Annotated in this window: 16 protein-coding genes, 1 tRNA gene and 1 pseudogene; 5 read left to right on the forward strand and 13 right to left on the reverse strand. The window is 73.3% G+C overall.

Annotation, left to right across the window (positions count from 1 at the left end; genetic code table 11):
• The 5 genes and pseudogenes from M8J74_RS40790 to M8J74_RS40810 all read right to left on the reverse strand — a co-directional run.
• Positions 1-299, reverse strand: a pseudogene (locus M8J74_RS40790) (hypothetical protein); the annotation flags it as partial.
• 84 nt (positions 300-383) lie between these two features.
• The gene (locus M8J74_RS40795) at positions 384-1,415 is read right to left on the reverse strand and encodes an L-idonate 5-dehydrogenase (protein WP_249841236.1); all 1,032 of its coding nucleotides are present in this window, start codon (positions 1,413-1,415) and stop codon (positions 384-386) included.
• A gap of 14 nt (positions 1,416-1,429) precedes the next feature.
• Positions 1,430-2,188, reverse strand: coding sequence for an SDR family oxidoreductase (locus M8J74_RS40800; RefSeq protein WP_249841237.1), 759 nt, complete (start codon positions 2,186-2,188; stop codon positions 1,430-1,432).
• Between the two features lie 10 nt (positions 2,189-2,198).
• On the reverse strand, positions 2,199-3,596 hold the full coding sequence (locus M8J74_RS40805) for a GntP family permease (RefSeq protein WP_249841238.1): 1,398 nt from the start codon (positions 3,594-3,596) through the stop codon (positions 2,199-2,201).
• A gap of 49 nt (positions 3,597-3,645) precedes the next feature.
• Positions 3,646-4,152 (reverse strand): gluconokinase, encoded by a 507-nt coding sequence (locus M8J74_RS40810; protein ID WP_058926296.1) that lies wholly within the window; start codon positions 4,150-4,152, stop codon positions 3,646-3,648.
• A 127-nt stretch (positions 4,153-4,279) separates the two neighbouring features.
• Here M8J74_RS40810 and M8J74_RS40815 point away from each other — a divergent pair, with 127 nt between their 5' ends.
• Positions 4,280-4,981, forward strand: coding sequence for a FadR/GntR family transcriptional regulator (locus M8J74_RS40815; RefSeq protein WP_058926297.1), 702 nt, complete (start codon positions 4,280-4,282; stop codon positions 4,979-4,981).
• A gap of 122 nt (positions 4,982-5,103) precedes the next feature.
• Here M8J74_RS40815 and M8J74_RS40820 read toward each other — a convergent pair whose 3' ends face one another.
• From M8J74_RS40820 to M8J74_RS40845, 6 genes are all read right to left on the reverse strand, one after another.
• Positions 5,104-5,526: a YchJ family protein gene (locus M8J74_RS40820; RefSeq protein WP_249841239.1), complete on the reverse strand. Its 423-nt coding sequence runs from the start codon at positions 5,524-5,526 to the stop codon at positions 5,104-5,106.
• Positions 5,527-5,561: 35 nt separating this feature from the next.
• The gene (locus M8J74_RS40825; protein ID WP_249841240.1) at positions 5,562-6,932 is read right to left on the reverse strand and encodes a M1 family metallopeptidase; all 1,371 of its coding nucleotides are present in this window, start codon (positions 6,930-6,932) and stop codon (positions 5,562-5,564) included.
• Between the two features lie 74 nt (positions 6,933-7,006).
• Entirely contained in the window at positions 7,007-10,873 is a 3,867-nt protein-coding gene (locus M8J74_RS40830; protein ID WP_249841241.1) for a Pls/PosA family non-ribosomal peptide synthetase, read from the reverse strand.
• Between the two features lie 278 nt (positions 10,874-11,151).
• Entirely contained in the window at positions 11,152-11,532 is a 381-nt protein-coding gene (locus M8J74_RS40835; protein ID WP_249841242.1) for a hypothetical protein, read from the reverse strand.
• Complete coding sequence (locus tag M8J74_RS40840) at positions 11,529-12,203, reverse strand: DUF4389 domain-containing protein (RefSeq protein WP_249841243.1); 675 nt, start codon at positions 12,201-12,203, stop codon at positions 11,529-11,531. Before M8J74_RS40840 ends, M8J74_RS40835 begins: the two co-directional genes overlap by 4 nt.
• Before the next feature lie 189 nt (positions 12,204-12,392).
• Positions 12,393-12,477, reverse strand: a tRNA-Leu gene (locus tag M8J74_RS40845).
• Positions 12,478-12,675: 198 nt separating this feature from the next.
• On the opposite strand from M8J74_RS40845, the gene M8J74_RS40850 reads away from it, so the two are divergent.
• From M8J74_RS40850 to M8J74_RS40860, 3 genes are all read left to right on the forward strand, one after another.
• The gene (locus tag M8J74_RS40850) at positions 12,676-14,001 is read left to right on the forward strand and encodes a M20/M25/M40 family metallo-hydrolase (protein WP_249841244.1); all 1,326 of its coding nucleotides are present in this window, start codon (positions 12,676-12,678) and stop codon (positions 13,999-14,001) included.
• A gap of 136 nt (positions 14,002-14,137) precedes the next feature.
• Positions 14,138-14,371, forward strand: coding sequence for a chaplin ChpH (gene chpH / locus M8J74_RS40855; RefSeq protein ID WP_200700911.1), 234 nt, complete (start codon positions 14,138-14,140; stop codon positions 14,369-14,371).
• Positions 14,372-14,499: 128 nt separating this feature from the next.
• Positions 14,500-15,297: a chaplin gene (locus M8J74_RS40860; RefSeq protein ID WP_249841245.1), complete on the forward strand. Its 798-nt coding sequence runs from the start codon at positions 14,500-14,502 to the stop codon at positions 15,295-15,297.
• An 82-nt stretch (positions 15,298-15,379) separates the two neighbouring features.
• Here M8J74_RS40860 and M8J74_RS40865 read toward each other — a convergent pair whose 3' ends face one another.
• Positions 15,380-15,568, reverse strand: coding sequence for a DUF5703 family protein (locus M8J74_RS40865; protein WP_007380901.1), 189 nt, complete (start codon positions 15,566-15,568; stop codon positions 15,380-15,382).
• Between the two features lie 47 nt (positions 15,569-15,615).
• Between M8J74_RS40865 and M8J74_RS40870 the strand changes: the two genes are divergently transcribed.
• Positions 15,616-16,302, forward strand: a complete 687-nt coding sequence (locus M8J74_RS40870) for a hypothetical protein (RefSeq protein ID WP_249841246.1) — start codon at positions 15,616-15,618, stop codon at positions 16,300-16,302.
• A gap of 159 nt (positions 16,303-16,461) precedes the next feature.
• On the opposite strand, the gene M8J74_RS40875 is transcribed toward M8J74_RS40870, so the two are convergent.
• Positions 16,462-18,208, reverse strand: a 1,747-nt coding sequence (locus tag M8J74_RS40875; RefSeq protein ID WP_249841247.1) for an ATP-binding domain-containing protein, incomplete at its 5' end; no start/stop codon positions are given.

Below are 18,208 nucleotides of genomic sequence, written 5' to 3' on the forward strand. Positions count from 1 at the left end.
GGCGGCCGCGTGGGGGAGGCGGACGGGTGCGGGGCGGTGCCGCGGTGGGCGTGCGGCGGCGCGGTGGGGTCCACGAGGGCGCTCGCCTCGCCGGCGGGCGACTGACGGGGAGTGGGGGAGGCGGACGGGGCGGCGGCGAGCGGGCGGGCGGAGGGGCCCGCGGTCACGATCGCGCCGCCACCGCCGTCTCCGCCGCTCTCCGGTCCGCCACCCCGGTCACCGCCGAAGGCCGTGACGGCCACCGCCACCGCTCCGGCCACCAGCAGCCCCGAGATGCGCGTCCCGAGGGAAACAGCCATGAAGCCCCCCGACACCGTGAACCCCGAGGCCCCCGCCCCGGGATCTCCTCATGATGCGGGCGGCCGGGCCGCCGGGGAACCCTTTCACGGCGCCCCGAAGTCCAGCAGCACCTTGCAGGAACGGCTCCGGTCGGCCGCCAGCGCGAAGGCCGAGGCCGCCTCCCGCACCGGGACCACCGCGCTGACCAGCCCGTCGAGCGCGGGCCGGGCCGCGAGCAGCCGCAACGCCTCGTCGAACTCGGCGTCGAAACGGAAGGCTCCCCGCAGCTCGATCTCCCGGCTCACGACGAGGTTCCCCGCGAAGGGGCTCGGCCCGGGCGGCAGCATCCCGAGCTGGACGACGACCCCGCCGCGCCGCACCAGACGCAGACAGGTCTCCAGACCGGCGGCCACCCCGGACGCCTCCACGGCCACGTCCGCCTCGGCCGGCCACCCGGGATCGTCCGGGTCGTCCGCCCGTACGACGGTGTCGGCTCCGGCGGTACGGGCGTATTCCAGCGCCGCCGGAAGGAGATCGGTGACGGTGACCCGGGTGGCACCCGCCGCCCGGGCCGCGGCGACCACGAGACAGCCGATCGGGCCGGCGCCGGTGACCAGGACGTGCCGTCCGGCCACGTCCCCGGCCCGGTGCACGGCGTGCAGGGCGACGGCGAGCGGCTCGGCGAGGGCCGCCCGGCGCAGCTCCAGGCTCGCGGGGAGCGGCCTCAACTGATCGGCGGGGACGACGACTCGGGCCGCGAAGCCGCCCTGCACGTGCGGGAAGCGGGCCGCGCTGCCGAGGTAGCGGGTGTCCCGGCAGATGGTGCGGCGCCCCCGGACGCACTCCGGGCAGGCGCCGCACGGGGTGGCCGGGTGCACGGCGACGGCCGTGCCCGGGGCGGGACCCGCCGGGGACGCGGTGCCGTACGCCAGCACCGTCCCCACCACCTCGTGGCCGAGCAGCATCGGCTCTCGCAGGCGGAAGTCGCCCACTCCGCCGTGCCGGAGGTAGTGCAGGTCGGAGCCGCAGACGCCGCCGTAGCGGACGGCGACGAGAGCCTGCCCGGGGCCGGGCTCCGGTACCGGCAGCTCCTCCACGCGCAGATCGCCGCGACCGTGGATCACACAACCGAGCATCCGCGCGGCCTCCTTCACAGCACGCTCGTCATGCCGCCGTCGACGTACAGCACCTGCCCGCCGACGAAGTCGGCCGCGGGCGAGGCCAGGAACAGCAGTCCGCCGACCAGGTCCTCGGTGGTGCCCCAGCGGCCGGCCGGGGTGCGGCGGCGCACCCACGCGCTGAACTCCTCGTCGTCGACGAGGGGTTGGGTCAGCTCGGTCTCGATGTAGCCGGGGCCGAGGCCGTTGACCTGCACGCCGTACGGGCCCCAGTCGGCGCACATGCCCTTGGTCAGCATCTTCAGCGCGCCCTTGGTGGCCGCGTAGGGCGCGATGCCCGGGCGGACCACCTCGCTCTGCAGCGAGCAGATGTTGACGATCTTGCCGTGGCCGCGGGCGGTCATGTACCGGGCCGCCTCCCGGCCGACCAGGAAGGCGCTGGTGAGGTTGGTGTCCAGGATGCGGTGCCAGTCGGAGTCGGTGAACTCCGTCAGTGGGGCGCGCAGTTGCATGCCCGCGTTGTTGACGAGGATGTCGAGCGGGCCGACCCGCTGTTCGACATCGGCGATGCCCGCCTTGACCGAGGGTCCGTCGGTGACGTCGAAGACGGCCGTGTGGATCTCGCCGGGCAGCCGCGCGGCCGCGTCGGTGAGCCGGCCGGCGTCGCGTCCGTTGAGGACCACGGTGCAGCCGGCCTCCGCCAGGCCCCGGGCCAGCGCCAGGCCGATGCCCCGGCCGGCGCCGGTCACCAGGGCGGTGCGGCCGCGGATGTCGAACAGGGGGTGGCTCATCCGCGTCCTCCTAGATGACCAGCGACAGCAGCAGGACCAGGCCGCCCGCGACCACGGAGATGATCGTCTCCATGACCGACCACGTCTTGACGGTCTCGCCGACGCTCAGGCCGAAGTACTCCTTGACCAGCCAGAACCCGGCGTCGTTGACATGGCTGAAGAAGAGCGAGCCGGCGCCGATCGCCAGGACCAGCAGGGCCGTGTGGGTGGTCGACATGTCGGCCGCGAGCGGGGCCACCAGGCCGGCCGCCGAGACCGTCGCCACCGTCGCCGAGCCGGTGGCGAGGCGGATGATCACGGCGATCAGCCAGGCCAGCAGCAGCGCCGGGATCGACCAGTCCTTGGAGATGTCCAGGATCATCTGGCCCACGCCGGTGTCGATCAGCGTCTGCTTGAAGCCGCCGCCCGCGCCGACGATCAGCAGGATGCCCGCGATGGGCGCGAGGCCCTTGTCCACCAGCGGGGTGAGCCGCTCCTTGCCGAACCCGGCGGGCCGCAGCAGCGTGAAGATGCCGAGCAGCACGGCGGCGAGCAGGGCGATCAGCGGGGAGCCGACGACGTCGAAGACGCGCTGGGTGAGGTTCGTCGGGTCGTCGATCACGATGTCGACCAGCGCCTTGGAGAGCATCAGGACGACCGGCAGCAGGATCGTGGTCAGCGTGGCACCGAAGCTCGGACGGGTCTCCAGCTCCTCCGAGGCGCGCTGCGGGATCATCCGGTCGGGAGCCTGGACGTCCACCCAGCGCGCGGCGACCTTGGAGAACAGCGGCCCGGCGACGATCACCGTCGGGATGGCGATGAGGACGCCCAGGGCGAGGGTGACGCCGAGGTTGGCGTGCACCGCGTCGATCGCGACCAGCGGGCCGGGGTGCGGCGGCACCAGGCCGTGCATCACGGACAGACCGGCCAGGGCGGGTATGCCGATCCGCATCAGGGAGTAGTTGCCGCGCTTGGCGACCATCAGCACGACCGGGATCAGCAGCACCACGCCGACCTCGAAGAACAGCGGCAGGCCGATCACCGAGGCGATCAGCACCATCGCCCACGGCATGGCCCGGCCGCCCGCCTTGGCGAGGATCGTGTCGACGATCTCGTCGGCGCCGCCGGAGTCGGCGAGCATCTTGCCGAGGATCGCGCCGAGCGCGATCAGCACGCCGACGCCGGCGACCGTGGTCCCGAGGCCGGTGGTGAAGCTGGTGATCACCTTGTCGAGGGGCGCGCCGGCGACCGCGCCGAGCACCAGCGACCCGAGGGTCAGCGACAGGAAGGCGTGCAGTTTGAACTTGGTGATGAGCAGCACGATGACGGCGATGCCCGCCAGTACGGCGATGCCCAGCTGAGCGTGGCCGGCCGAAGTGATCGGCTCGGGCGCGTCCGCTGCCAGCATCTCGACGCTGAGTCTGGTCACGGGGGAGTTCCCTTGCAGGTACGGGGAGGGGAGGGGGAGGCGCGGGGGGTTACGGGAGGTCGGCGAGTGCCTTCACGGCCCGTTCGGTGATCTGTTCGGGGCTGCCGGCGACGTCCACGGCGACGCCCGCCTCGTCCCGCTCCAGCGGCTGGAGCGTGGCGAACTGGGAGTCGAGCAGCGCGGTCGGCATGAAGTGCCCCTGACGGTGGGACATCCGGTCCTCGATGAGGGCGCGGTCGCCCGCCAGATGGACGAAGACGACGCCGGGCGCGGCGGCGCGGAGCCGGTCGCGGTAGGACCGTTTCAGCGCCGAGCAGCTGACCACTCCGCCGAGTCCCGCCCGCCCGTGCGCCCAGGCGCCGATGGCGTCGAGCCACGGCCAGCGGTCGTCGTCGCCGAGCGGGACGCCGGCCGACATCTTGGCGATGTTGGCCTGCGGGTGGAAGTCGTCGCCCTCGGCGTACGGGACGCCGAGCCGGGCCGCGAGCAGGGGACCGATGGTGGTCTTGCCGGTGCCCGCGACGCCCATCACCACGACGACATGGGGGGTGCTCATCGCTGCCTCACTGTCTTCTTCGACTGGTGTCGACGTAACTGAAACCGATTAGGTACGACGAATTCAAGAGCCTGTGACAAATAAGTCTGACTTTTTGAAGGTGTGATCCGGCACGTACTCTGAGTGCATGAGCACACCGGGCCGGGGGCTGCACGGCCATGTACTGGACACCCTCGGCCCCGCGATCACCGCGGGGGAGTACCCGCCGGGCAGCGTTCTGCGCACCGACGAACTGGCCCAGCGTTTCGACGTCTCACGCTCCGTGATGCGCGAGGCGGTCCGCGTCCTGGAGTCGATGCACCTCGTGGAGTCCCGCCGTCGCGTCGGCGTGACCGTGCGCCCGAAGGCCGAGTGGAACGTCTACGACCCCCAGGTCATCCGCTGGCGGCTGGCCGGCGCCGACCGCCCCGGGCAGCTGCGCTCCCTGACCGTGCTGCGCTCCGCGATCGAACCGGTCGCGGCCGGACTCGCGGCCCGGCACGCGACCGCCGAGCAGTGCGCGGAGCTGACCGAGTGCGCGCTCGGCATGGTCGCCAACTCCCGCGGCCACCGCCTGGAGGGCTACCTCGTCCACGACATGGCCTTCCACCGGATCATCCTCACGGCCTCGGGCAACGAGATGTTCGCGCGCCTCGGCGACGTCGTGGCCGAGGTCCTCGCGGGCCGCACCCACCACGAGGTGATGTTCGAGGACCCCGACCCGGCCGCCGTGACCCTGCACGTCCAGGTCGCCGAGGCGGTCCGGGAGGGCGACGCCGCCCGCGCCGAGGAGCTGACCCGCGAGATCACGGTGGGGGCGCTCCAGGAACTGGACATACTGGCGCCCTGAGCGGACGTGGTGAAGTCCGTTGCGGTTCGCTCGCGCCCTGAAGGGGCGCGGGGAACTGCGCGACCAGCCACGACGGACCCGCAGAAGCCCGACGCCCCAGTCCCGCTCATCGAGCGGAGCGCCTAATCGAGGAACTCCCCGTCCACGTACACCCACGCCCCGTCCACCCGCTCGAACCGGCTGCGCTCGTGCAGCGAACCGCCCCTGAACGACGCCCGGAACGTCACCGTGCCGGTGCCGTGGAAGGCCGAGCCGTCGGTCGTGCCGAGGATCTCCAGGCCCGTCCAGCGCATGCCGGGATCGAGGTCGAGACGCGCCGGCCGGGTCCGCGGGTGCCAGGTGCGCAGCAGGTACGGCTCGTCCAGCCGGACGAAGGCCGTATAGCGCGACCGCATCAGTGCCTCCGCGGTCGGCGCGGCCGCCTCACCCCCGAGGAAGCGGCCGCAGCACGCGTCGTACGGCTCTCCGAGACCGCAGGGACAAAAGGCGGCGGCAGCGGGCGCGGAGCCGCGCCGGCGCCCGGAGGGCGGGGTACGTCGGGACATGGGCGCCATTCTCCCGCACCGGCCGCCGTCCCCCGCTACGCCGACTCGGCGTTGGTGGGCGGATGCGTCGGACGCGCCGGCACCAGGGTGGGCAGGGCGGGCAGCGCCGTGCGGTACAGCCAGGCGTCGAACACGTCGTCCAGCGGCTCGTCCGCGTACCGGTTGGCGTGCGCGGTGAACATCGCGCTGGTGACCGCGCCGCCCCGGTGCAGGCTTGTCCAGCCCCGCAGCATGCGGAAGAACGCGTCGTCGCCCAGCGCACAGCGCACCGCGTGCACGGCGAGGCCGCCGCGCTCGTAGAGCCGGTCGTCGAACATCGTCTTGCGCCCGGGGTCGGCCAGCTTCAGGTCCTGCGGCTGCGAGGACAGCAACCGGTGCGCGGCGGCGGCCAGTTGCTGCGCGGACCGGCCGCCCGAGCGCTCCGACCACAGCCACTCGGCGTACTTGGCGAACCCCTCGTTCAGCCAGATGTGCCGCCAGTCCGCGATGGACACGCTGTTGCCGAACCACTGGTGCGCCAGCTCGTGCGCGACCAGCCGCTCCGAACCCCGGGCCCCGTCCACGTGGTTGGCGCCGAACAGCGACAACCCCTGTGCCTCCACCGGCACATCGAGCTCCTCGTCGGTCACCACGACCGCGTACTCCTCGAACGGGTAGGGCCCGAACAGCTCCTGGAACAGGTCCATCATCCGCGGCTGCCGCGCGAAGTCCCGCGAGAACTCCGGCAGCAGGTGCGCCGGGATGTGCCCGTGCTGCGGCACCCCGCCCGGTCCCGGATCGCCCAGCAGCACCGTCTGGTACTTGCCGATCGCGAGCCCCACCAGATAGCTGGAGGTCGGCGCGGCCTGCTCGTACACCCAGGTGGTGGTGGACGCCTTGGTCGTACGGGTCAGCAGCCGCCCGCCGGCGACCACCGCGTACGCCGACGGCGTGGTCACCGAGATCTGGTAGGAGGCCTTGTCCGCCGGCCGGTCGTTGCACGGGTACCAGGACGGCGCCCCGATCGGCTGGCTCGCCACCAGCGCCCCGTCCTCCAGCTCCTCCCAGCCCAGCCCGCCCCACGGGCTGCTCACCGGCTTCGGGTTGCCCGACCAGTGCACCTCGACCGTGAACGCGGCACCGGGGCGGACCGGCTTGGCGGGCCGGATGCGCAGCCGGCCGCCGCGGTGGGTGTAGTGCGGCTGCCGGCCGTCCACCCGCACCCGGCCGATCCTGAAGTCGGACAGGTTCAGGAAGAACTCGGCGAGCGGCGACCGTCCCGCTATGGCGTTGATCCGGACGGCGCCCGCCAGCCGGTTCGGCCCCGGACGGTAGTCCAGCGTGATCTCGTACCGGTGCACGCGGTAACGGGGGTCACCGTGTTCCGGAAAGTACGGGTCGGCCGCCGCCGACTGCTGAACCGCCACTGCCGCTTCCGCTCCCTGCCCTGCGCCGCCACTGCCCGCCGGTACACCGCCCACCGATCCCGAGTGGCCCGCTTTCAGGGACGCCATGCCTCGATCGGGTTGCCCAGCCAGCGGGTGTCGTCCGGGACGGACTCCGCGGCCATGACGAGCGACGCGGGACCCAGGGTGGTACGGGCCCCGATCGTGCTGCCGGGCAGCACGATCCCGCCAGGGCCCAGCGTGGCGCCCTCACGGAGGACAACAGTATCCGTCCGCAAGATCCGGTCGTGGAAGAGGTGGGTCTGCAGCACGCAGCCCCGGTTGACCGTCGCCGCGTCCTCCAAGGTCACCAGATCGCTCTCCGGCAGCCAGTAGCTCTCCACCCACACGCCCCTGCCGATGCGGGCGCCCAGAGCGCGCAGCCACCCGTTCATCAGCGACGTCCCCGGCACCGCCCCGGCCAGCCACGGCACCGCCACGACCTCGACGAAGGTATCGGCGAGCTCGTTGCGCCACACATAACCGCTCCACAGCGGATGCTCGCCCGTGTGGTGCCGCCCCACCAGCAGCCACTTCGCGAGCACCGAGACCAGCGCGGCCAGCACGCCCGCCCCGAGCAGCACCAGCCCGGACAGCAGCGGCGCCCACGGCCCCAGCAGGCACAGCACCGCCATCGTGCCGGCGGCCAGCGCGGCCGAGCAGAACACCGGCAGGATCCGGCACAGCTCCACCAGCCCGCGCGCCCACAGCAGCCGCGCCGGCGGGTCGTACGTCCGGCTCTGGTCGCCCGGCTCGGTGTTGCGCGGCAGCTTCACCGGCGGCAGCCCCAGATAGGAGCTGCCCTTCTTCGCCTTCTTCGGCGTGGCCGACAGCACCCCGACCAGCCCGCCGTCCGGCACGCTCCGCCCCGGCGCGGTCATCCCCGAGTTCCCGAGGAACGCCCGCCGCCCGATCTCCGCGCGCCCGATCCGCATCCAGCCGCGCCCCAGCTCGTACGGCGCCGTCAGCGTGTCGTCGGCCAGGAACGCGCCCTCGCCGACCGTCGTCAGGCTGGGCAGCGCCAGCACGGTCGACACCTCGGCGCCGCGCCCGACGCGCATGCCGAGCAGCCGCAGCCACACCGGCGTCACCAGCCCGGCGTACAGCGGGAACAGCGTGTCCCGGGAGCGGTCCATCAGCTGGGTGACCGTCCACGCCTGCCACCCGGTCCGGCTGTGCGTCGGATACGTCCCCTCCCGCAGCCCCACACTCAGCAGCCGCACGCCGACGAGGATCAGCAGCGCGTACGCCGCCCCGAAGGCCAGCGTCGCCGGGACCAGGGCGAGCGCGGCCCCGCGCACCGGCGCGGCCGGGTCGACGAGGGCGTACGCCACGAGGAAGGCGGCCCCGCCGGCCAGCAGCGGCAGCGCGGTGAGGACCAGGCCCGTCAGGCCGTACATCACCCGCCAGTACGTGCCCCGCTGCGGCCGGTCCTTGGGCCAGTTCCGCTTGGCCTTGCCGAGCTTGACCGCGGGAGCGCCCGCCCAGCGCTGGCCGGTCGGGATCTGCCCGGTGACCGCCGAACCCGGCGCCACCTCGGCGCGCTTGCCGACGCGGGCGCCCGGGAAGAGGATGCTGCGGGTGCCGACGGTGGCGTGCGCGCCGACCTTGACCTGGCCGATCTCCAGCCGGTCGCCGTCCAGCCACCAGCCGGACAGGTCGACCTCGGACTCCACGGCCGCGCCCCGGCCCAGCTTCAGCAGGCCGGTGACCGGAGGCAGCGAGTGCAGGTCGACGTCCTGGCCGACCTTGGCGCCCAGGGCGCGCGCGTACCGCTCCAGCCAGGAGCCCGTCAGCGAGGTCGCGCCGCTGAACTCGGCCAGCCGCTCCGCCGTCCACAGCCGCAGGTGGACGCCGCCGCCGCGCGCGTACCGGCCCGGGCGCACACCCCGCAGCAGCAGCCGCGCGCCACCCGCCGCGATCGCGAGCCGGCCGGGCGGGCTGAAGAGCAGCAGGGCGGCGGCCGCGAGCAGCCACCAGGGCGCCGTCGGCAGCCACGACCAGGCGGGCAGCAGGTTCCCCAGCGCGGCCAGCGCCACCGTCCAGCGCAGCCCGAGCAGCGTGAACAGCGGAACGAGGAGCAGCAGCTGGAAGACCCTGGCCCGGGCGGGGACGGGCGCGACCGTGCGGCTGCCCCCGTCGTCCTGCGCCGAGTCCTCCAGCCGCCGCGCCAGCTTGCGCAGCGTGGGCTGCTGGTAGATGTCGAGGACGGCGGCGCTCGGGTAGCGGGCGCGCAGCCGGGTGGTCAGCTGCGCGGCGGCCAGACTGCCGCCGCCGATCGCGAAGAAGTCGTCGCGGGCGCTGGTGACGGGGATGCCGAGGACTTCCGTCCACTGCTCGGCGAGCCACGCCTCGGTGCCGTACAGCCGCTCGGCCGGCCCGCCGGTCTCCAGGCCCTCCAGGGGCCAGGGCAGCGCGTCGCGGTCGACCTTGCCGCTGGTCCGGGTCGGCAGCTCGGCGACCGGAGCGAGCAGCGGGACGAGCGCCGCGGGCAGTTCGGCGCGCAGCTTCTCCACCGCGGCCGCGTGGTCCCAGCCGTCCTGGGTGACGACATAGCCGACCAGCAGCTGGTTGCCGCCGCGCGCGGTCCGAACCGCGGCGGCCGCGCCGGCCACCCCGGGCAGCGCCTGCAGCGCGGAATCGACCTCGCCGAGCTCGATCCGGCGGCCGCCGAGCTTGATCTGCTCGTCGGCCCGCCCGAGGAAGACCAGCCCCTCGGGTTCGGCCCTGACCAGGTCGCCGCTGCGGTACGCCCGCTCCCAGCCCAGAGAGGCGAGGGGCGCGTACTTCTCGGCGTCCTTCTCGGCGTCCAGGTACCGGGCCAGACCCACACCGCCGATCACCAGCTGCCCGCTGGCGCCCATCGCGACGGGCTCCCCGGCCTCGTCGACGACGGCCAGCTCCCAGCCGGCCAGCGGCAGCCCGATGCGGATCGGCTCGGCACCGCTCATCAGCGAGGCGCAGGCGACGACGGTGGCCTCGGTCGGCCCGTAGGTGTTCCACACCTCCCGGCCCTCCGTCACCAGCCGCTGCACCAGCTCCGGCGGACAGGCCTCGCCGCCGAAGATCAGCAGGCGGACGTCGTCGAGGGCCTCGGGCTCCCAGAGCGCAGCGAGGGTCGGCACCGTCGAGACGACGCTGATCTCCTGCTCGACCAGCCAGGGACCGAGGTCGGCACCGCTCCTGACCTGCGAGCGCGGCACCGGCACCAGACAGGCGCCGTAGCGCCAGGCCAGCCACATCTCCTCGCAGGACGCGTCGAAGGCCACCGACAGCCCCGCCATGACCCGGTCGCCCGGACCGATCGGGTCGTCGGTGAGGAACAGCGCGGCCTCGGCGTCCACGAACGCCGCTGCGCTGCGGTGGGAGACGGCGACGCCCTTGGGCTTCCCGGTGGAGCCGGAGGTGAAGATGATCCACGCGTCGTGCTCGATGGTGGGCCGCGCGGCCCGCGCCGCACCGCGCCCGGTGACGCTCAGCTCGTGTCCGGCGCCGACGACGGCCCGCACCTCCGCCTCCCCGAACACCAGCTCGGCCCGCTCGTCCGGGTCCTCGGCGTCGACGGGGACGTAGGCGGCACCGGCGGCGAGGACGGCCAGGATCGCCACGTACAGCTCGTTGGTGCCCGAGGGGACCCGGACCCCCACCCGGTCGCCGAGCCCGACTCCGGCGGCGGCCAGCCGCCCGCGCAGCCGCTCGACCTCGGCCGCCAGCTCCCGGTAGGTGAGCTGCCGCGAGCCGTCGTCCAGGGCGAGCTCACCGGGGTAGGAGCGCACGGAGGCGTCGAAGATGTCGACCAGGGTCCGTGGGGAGGCCGCCTGACCTGCGGAGAAGCGGGCGGTGTCGCCGAACTGTCGGTGGATCTCAGCGCTGAGCTCTTCGTCGAGCAGGCCGAGAGCACTGCTCTCGTGTATCGCTGCCATCGGTCCTCGCGTCTCGATCCCGGAAGCCTCCGGGGCGCTGGCGGGCCCGCAGGTCTGCCTGGGGTTGTCCTCCTCCAGCTCCGTAACAAGCCGGAAATTTTAGTACGAAGTTAGGTTCGGCCCCGTAGAACGGCGACCCGGGTGGGCCGTCCGGGCGAACCTACCGCGCACCATGCATCACTGACCTGCGGGTTTCACGCCGGAGAGAGATACCCCACACCGAGAGTGAGGGCCTTTGTTCCGCCCCATCTCCGGCGCTGGGGCGGGGACTTGCGGGTTCAGTACAGGGACGCCGGCCAGGAGGCGGCGACGGCGGCCACCACGCCCAGGTCCAGCAGGACGCCCACGCTCAGCCACGGGTCGAACCACAGCGCCTTCAGGACGAGCCCGCTCACGGCCGCGACGAGCGCCGTCGCGGACCACCAGCCGCCGCCCGCGAGCACCCCGATGCCGGCGGCGCAGTAGACCAGCGCCGTCCACCAGGCCAGGGCCAGCGCGGCGGACCTGGCCGGGGCGGGCGCGACATGGGCCGCGGACAGCGCCCACGAGTGTCCCGGGTCGAACGGGGCCGGCCGGCCGGGCTGCCGGGGCGCCGTCCAGACGCCCGGGTGCAGCAGCCCGTGCACGATCAGGAACCCGGCGACCAGCAGGGCGGTCACGGCCGGTCCTCCACCGTGGTCGCCACTGCGGGCTCGTCACCTCCCATGTCGAGCCGGAACGGCGGGTAGCTGTCCGTCATCAGCGCCACGTAGGCGGCCACCCGCAGCACCCACCGGTTCAGGCCCAGGATCAGGTCGAACAGGCCCTTGGGGTACTTCTCGGTGAACGCCAGGGTCACGGCCGCGATGAGGGCCAGCACGGCGACCAGGCCGCCGTCCCACCAGCCGACCCGCCAGCCGCCGAGGAAGAACCCGATGACGATGTAGTGCGGGATCGCCAGCAGCCACCACTTCACCAGCACCAGGCCGCGCGAGAGGTGTTCCGGATAGGCGATGTCCAGCCGGGCCGGGTAGTCGGGCTCCTCGCCCAGGCTGAACGGTGGGTACCGGTCGGTGCCGAGGGCGCCGTACGAGTAGTAGGCGACCCGCCAGCTCCAGCGCAGCACCCCCAGATTGAAGTCGAACAGGGTGCGGGGATAGCGGCCGGTGAACAGGATGCTGAAGAACGCGACCACGCTCACCAGGGTGAACGCGACCCACAGGAAGAACAGCACCACGTAGTGCGGGATGACCAGGATCCACTTCACCAGCCACAGCCACCGCGACAGTGGTGCGTCGAGCACCGCCTCCACCCGAACCGGACGGTCCGGTGTCGCTGCCAGGGTCGTCATGGCGATCAGCTCCTTCGGTCCGGGGCTCACGCCGCGGGACAAGCCCCACCATCCACGTGACCACCGCGGTACCACCCCCACGAGGGGCCGACCGGGACCCGCCGGGGACCATCGGTCCCGGCCCCGGACCAGGGCACGAAAAAGAACCGGGCGGATCGAGATGTCTCTCGATCCGCCCGGCCTGTGAAGTGTCCGAGGGGGGACTTGAACCCCCACGCCCGATAAAGGGCACTAGCACCTCAAGCTAGCGCGTCTGCCATTCCGCCACCCGGACAAGGTGTCTGTCGTGCGGGGTCTGCCCCGCGGCGACGAGGGAAACATTACCAGGCTTTCGAGGGGTGCCCGATCACCCCCCGTCCGGCCCCGGCGCCCGCGTGAACGGCGTGTGACGGGCCGGTCCCGCTCTTGGGCGCGGCGCGGCGGAGGGGCAGGATGAGGGGAACCACCAGCAGTGACAGCGGGAGGAAGCAGCGTGAGCGACACGGACACGGCCAGGGGCGTCACCGGCGAGGACGAGGTCGTGGACCTCTGCCGCGACCTGATCCGCTTCGACACCAGCAACTACGGCGACCACTCGGGACCGGGCGAGCGCAAGGCGGCCGAGTGGGTCGCCGAGAAGCTCGCCGAGGTGGGCCTGGAGCCGAAGATCTTCGAGTCGCACCCCGGCCGCGCCTCCACGGTGGCCCGCATCGAGGGGGAGGACCCCTCCCGGCCCGCGCTGCTGATCCACGGCCACCTGGACGTCGTGCCCGCCAACGCCGACGACTGGACCCACCACCCCTTCTCCGGCGAGATCGCCGACGGGTGCGTGTGGGGCCGGGGCGCCGTCGACATGAAGGACATGGACGCGATGACCCTGGCGGTCGTCCGCGACCGGCTGCGCAGCGGACGCCGGCCCCCGCGCGACATCGTGCTGGCGTTCCTCGCGGACGAGGAGGCCGGCGGCACGTACGGCGCCCGGCACCTGGTGGACCGGCACCCCGACCTCTTCGAGGGCGTCACCGAGGCCATCAGCGAGGTGGGCGGGTTCTCGTTCACCGTGAGCGAGCAGCGCAGGCTCTACCTGATCCAGACGGCCGAGAAGGGCATGCACTGGATGAAGCTGACCGTGGCCGGCACCGCGGGCCACGGCTCGATGATCCACCGCGACAACGCCATCACCGAGCTGTCGGAGGCCGTCGCCCGGCTCGGCCGGCACCGGTTCCCCGTCCGGGTCACCAAGACCACCCGCGCCTTCCTCGACGAACTCGGCGACGCCCTGGGCACCGAGCTGGACCCGGAGGACATGGAGGCGACCCTGGCCCGGCTCGGCGGCATCGCCAAGCTGATCGGCGCGACGCTGAGCAACACCGCCAACCCCACCCAGCTCGGCGCCGGCTACAAGGTCAACGTCATCCCCGGCGAGGCCACGGCGCACGTCGACGGGCGTTTCCTGCCCGGGCACGAGGAGGAGTTCCTCGCCGACCTCGACTCGATCCTCGGCCCCAAGGTGCGGCGCGAGGACGTGCACTCCGACAAGGCGCTGGAGACCTCCTTCGACGGCGCCCTGGTCGAGGCCATGCAGTCCTCGCTGCTGGCGGAGGACCCGACGGCCAAGGCGATCCCCTACATGCTCTCCGGCGGCACGGACGCCAAGTCCTTCGACGACCTCGGCATCCGCGGTTTCGGCTTCGCGCCCCTGAAGCTGCCCCCGGAGCTGGACTTCGCCGGCATGTTCCACGGTGTCGACGAGCGGGTGCCGGTCGACGGCCTGAAATTCGGCGTGCGCGTTCTCGACCGTTTCATCGACGCGTCATGACCCCGGAAATCGGCTGCGTGTACGGAACTGACTGAGAAGAGTGAATGTGCTCATACGCTCGTAGCTCCATTCATCCCTCCTCGTTACAGGTGATGCGATCCGCTACTTGGGATCGCATTGCCAACAAGGAGGAATAATGATCAAGAAGGTCGTCGCTGCTGCGGCTGCCACCGGTGGTCTGGTTCTCGCGGGTGCGGGCCTGGCCGTCGCCGACGCCGGTGCTCAGGGTGCCGCGGTGCATTCCCCGGGTGTCGCGTCCGGCAACGTCATTCAGGTTCCGGTGCACGTCCCGGTGAACGTCTGCGGCAACACGGTCTCCGTGATCGGGCTGCTGAACCCCGCCTTCGGCAACACCTGCATCAACAAGTGACGCCGGCCCGCTGAGGCCGATCGTTTTCACGACCCGTCGGCTCCGGAGCGCGCGCCATGCGCTCCGGAGCCGACCGGGCTTTACCCGATGATTCCAGGTCAGGTTCGAAAGCAGGGGGGAATTCAGGAATGCGACAGGTGACCCGCAAGGGCCTGATGACGGTGGCGGCCGCCACCGGCGTCCTCGCCGCCGCCGGCGGCTACGCGCACGCCGACGCGGGCGCGGTCGGCAGTGCCTCGGACTCGCCCGGCGTGCTGTCGGGCAACACGGTGCAGGCGCCTGTGCACGCCCCGGTGAACGTCTGCGGCAACACCGTGAACGTCGTCGGCGTGCTCAACCCCGCCGCCGGCAACGGCTGCGCCGACCAGGGCGGCGCACCGTCCGGCGGCCACGGCGGCCACGGCGGCACGGGCTCCGGCGGCTCGCACGCGGGCGGCCACAGCAGTGACTCCCCGGGCGTCGGCTCCGGCAACCACGTCGAGGCACCCATCGACGCGCCGGTCAACGCCTGCGGCAACAGCGTGAACGTCATCGGCGCCGGCAACCCCACCACCGGCAACGACTGCGCCGGCGGCGGTTCGGGCAGCGGACACACCACGCCCCCCGGGGGCGGCCACGGGACGCCGCCCGGACAGCCCGGACAGCCCGGAAACCCGGGCACTCCGGGCACCCCCGGGAACCCGGGCACGCCCGCGCAGCCCGGTCACCCCGGCACCCCCGGCACACCGCCCGGCACCGGTGTCCACACGCCGGGCGGCTCCTCGCACGCCAACCAGCCGGGCGCCCAGACGCTCAACGGACCCGAGGCGGTCTCGCAGCTCGCCCACACCGGCAGCGAGCTGCCGCTGGGCATCGTGCTCCCCGTCGGAGCCGGAGCGCTCCTGGCCGGTGCCGTGCTCTACCGCAAGGCACGCGCCTCCGCGTAGCACCGCGTGACACACATCACGGAGCGGGCCCCGCCTCGGCGGGGCCCGCTCCGTTTCCGGTGATCCTGTCGCCGCCCCTCGCTCACCAGGTGGCGCGCACCTGGCGGATGATCCGCCGACGCAGCCGCACCCTGCGGCTGCCGTCGCGCATCAGACTGAGGCGGTCCAACTCCCAGTGTCCGTACTCGGCATGGTCCGTCAGCAGGCGTGTGGCGTCCTTGCGGGAAACCCCGCGCGGTACGTACACGTCGACAAATTCGTATTCCGGCATCGCATCTATTGTGCGGGCTGGGGCCCGGTACGGATAGCGTCTGCACTATGTCTGATGCTGCGCAGCCCACCGCTGCCGAGGTACGCGCCGCCGCCGAGGCGGTCAAGACCGCGCTCGACCGCCACCTGGCGGCCGTCGAACGCCGGTCGGGGGAGGACGACCCGGCCGTCTACGAGGCGTTCAACCAGCTGGCGGCGGCCGCCGAGGCGTACGACGAGCTGCTCTACGACCGCTACGACGAGGTGACCCCCTTCGAGATCCCCGGCGCGGAGGACACGCTGCCGCCGTACACGGGCCCCGAGGAGCCGAACGCGCTCAGCGTGCTCATCCGCCGCGACTACTCCGTGGTGGAGCCGCAGCGGCTGCTGGCGCAGGCGCAGCGGGTGGAGGCCGCGGACGAGGACGCGACGGACACGGGGGTCTCCGGCACGGTGCACGGGGCGCTGGGCATTCTGTTCGGCGAGTTCGAGCCGGACGAGATCGCCTCGCGGCACAAGGAGTTCGGGCTGGAGGAGGGCGACTCCACGCTGTGGGTGACCGCCGCGGAGGATCCCGCGGAGCCCGGTGAGTGGCTGGAGGCGCCGTTCGACGGCGTCGATCCGCAGGCCGTGGTGTGCCGCTTCGACGTCAGCGCGGTGTTCGACGACGATCTGGACGGGGACGACCTCGAGGACGAGATCGACCCGGAGCTGGACGAGGACGAGGATCTCGAGCCGCTGGACGCGGATCGCTGAGGAGTGCCGAGGGCGGCGGTCGCGGGGTGTCCGTGACCGCCGCTCTCGTGTGTGCGGGGCGGCTGGTGGTGCGGTTGCGCCGCGGTGCGACCTGGTGCGTGCCGGGCCGCGGGCCGTGCGTGGCCGGTCGCGCAGTTCCCCGCGCCCCTTTCGGGGCGGTCAGGTGGCCGGGGGCAGTTGGGTGGCCAGGAGGACGGGCAGACGGGTCGTGCGCGGCTTCGCGGGGATCTCGGCGACCGCCTTCGGCAGGGCCTGGTCCACGCCGTGCACCACGGAGAGGTGGCGGTCGGCCCGGCTGAACGCCGTGTAGACCCAGGGGCGGTTCAGCGCCTGAGCGGCGTCCCCGGGGAGCACCACGACCGCCGCGGGCCACCGGCTGCCCACGGCCTGGTGCGCGGTGAGCGCCCAGCCGTGCCGCACGCACTGCTCCACCCGCTCCTTCGGTACGACGACCGGGACGCCCGCGCACGACAGGTGCAGGCCGTCGGCGTCCGCCTTGACCACCTGCCCCGGCACGGTACGGCCTGGGGCGGGGGAGTAGGCGACGCGGTCACCGGGGTCGAAGCCGCCGAAGCGGCCCGGGCCCGGGTTGAGGCGCTCCTTGAGGGCGGCGTTCAGGGCGCGGGTGCCGGCGGCGCCGCCGTGGCCCGGCGTGATCACCTGCGTCTGCTCGGCGGGGACGCCGAGCGCGCGCGGCACCGAGTCGGCGACCAGCTGCACGGTGCGGTGCACGGCCTCGCCCGCGTCCCGCACCGGCACGATCACGACCTCCTTGCCGGGGGCCTCCACCTGGGTGAGCTCGCCGACGCCGATGCCGGAGACGAGCTCGCCGAGGGGCCCGGGGTCCGGCAGGCGGGAGGCGACCTGCGGGCAGACACGCGCCGCCAGCAGATCCGCGAACACCCGCCCGGGACCGGCCGACCACAGCACCGCCGGATCACCGGCCAGCACCAGGCGGGCCCCGTCGGGCAGCGACTCGACGAGCAGCGCGGCCGTCTCGACATCCAGCTGAGGCGCGTCGAGCACGACGAGCAGATCCAGGTCCAACGCCCCGTCGGCATCCCGCCCGGGCCCCTCGGCCCCGGCCAGAAGCCCGGCGACGGTGGCGACGGGCAGACCGGCCGATCCGCCCGGCGTGACGCCGCCGGCGGTGCTGTCGCCGCGCCCGGCGTCGGCGCTGCCGCTGGTCGCAGGGCTGCCCGGCGTCGAGGGGCTCGGCGTCGGGGCGCCCGGCTCCTCCGTTCCGTTCAGCAGGCGCGCGAAGCGTTCGCGGCCCGTCGGTGTGTGCGTCGCCGCCCAGGCGCGCAGGCCGAGGGCGGACGCCGTGCGCAGCAGGGTCGCCGGTTCGGCCAGGGACGCCTCACCGCCCGTGTGCAGGACCAGGCCGCTGCCCGCCGCGGCGCGGATCAGCTCGGCGGTGGAGCCCCTGGCCGCCTCGGCCGCCCGCTCCCACTCCGGGGCCGAACCGTCCTCCTTCGGCACCGAGTTGATCAGCCGGGCCAGTCCGTCGGCGAGGCTCTCCTCCGCGAGCGCGTACCGCTCCAGGCCGACCAGGATGCGCACGGGCCGCTCCGCGCCCTCCGCGCCCTCCTCGTCGTCCTCCGTCGGCTCCGGTGCGCGCGGGTCCAGGGCGTCCTGGAAGACCAGGGCCTCGCCCTCCGCGACGGCGTTCTGCACGGCGGTGTCGGCGTCCGGCACGCCCCGCTGGACCAGCGCGGCGGTCAGCGCCCGCATCTCCAGCGCGGTGTGCCCGGCCAGGGCGGCCTGCTCCAGCAGCCACCCCGTGAGCGCCCGGCCCCGCCGCTCGTCGTCCGGCCCGGCCTGCGCGCCGAGCAGCGCCCGCGCGAAGCCGTCGGCCTGCTCGGGCCGCACACCGCCGACCCGCAGCAGCTGCCAGGGGTCGGCG

Origin of the sequence: Streptomyces panaciradicis, from assembly GCF_023516615.1 — a bacterium.
GTDB classification, from domain to species: domain Bacteria; phylum Actinomycetota; class Actinomycetes; order Streptomycetales; family Streptomycetaceae; genus Streptomyces; species Streptomyces panaciradicis.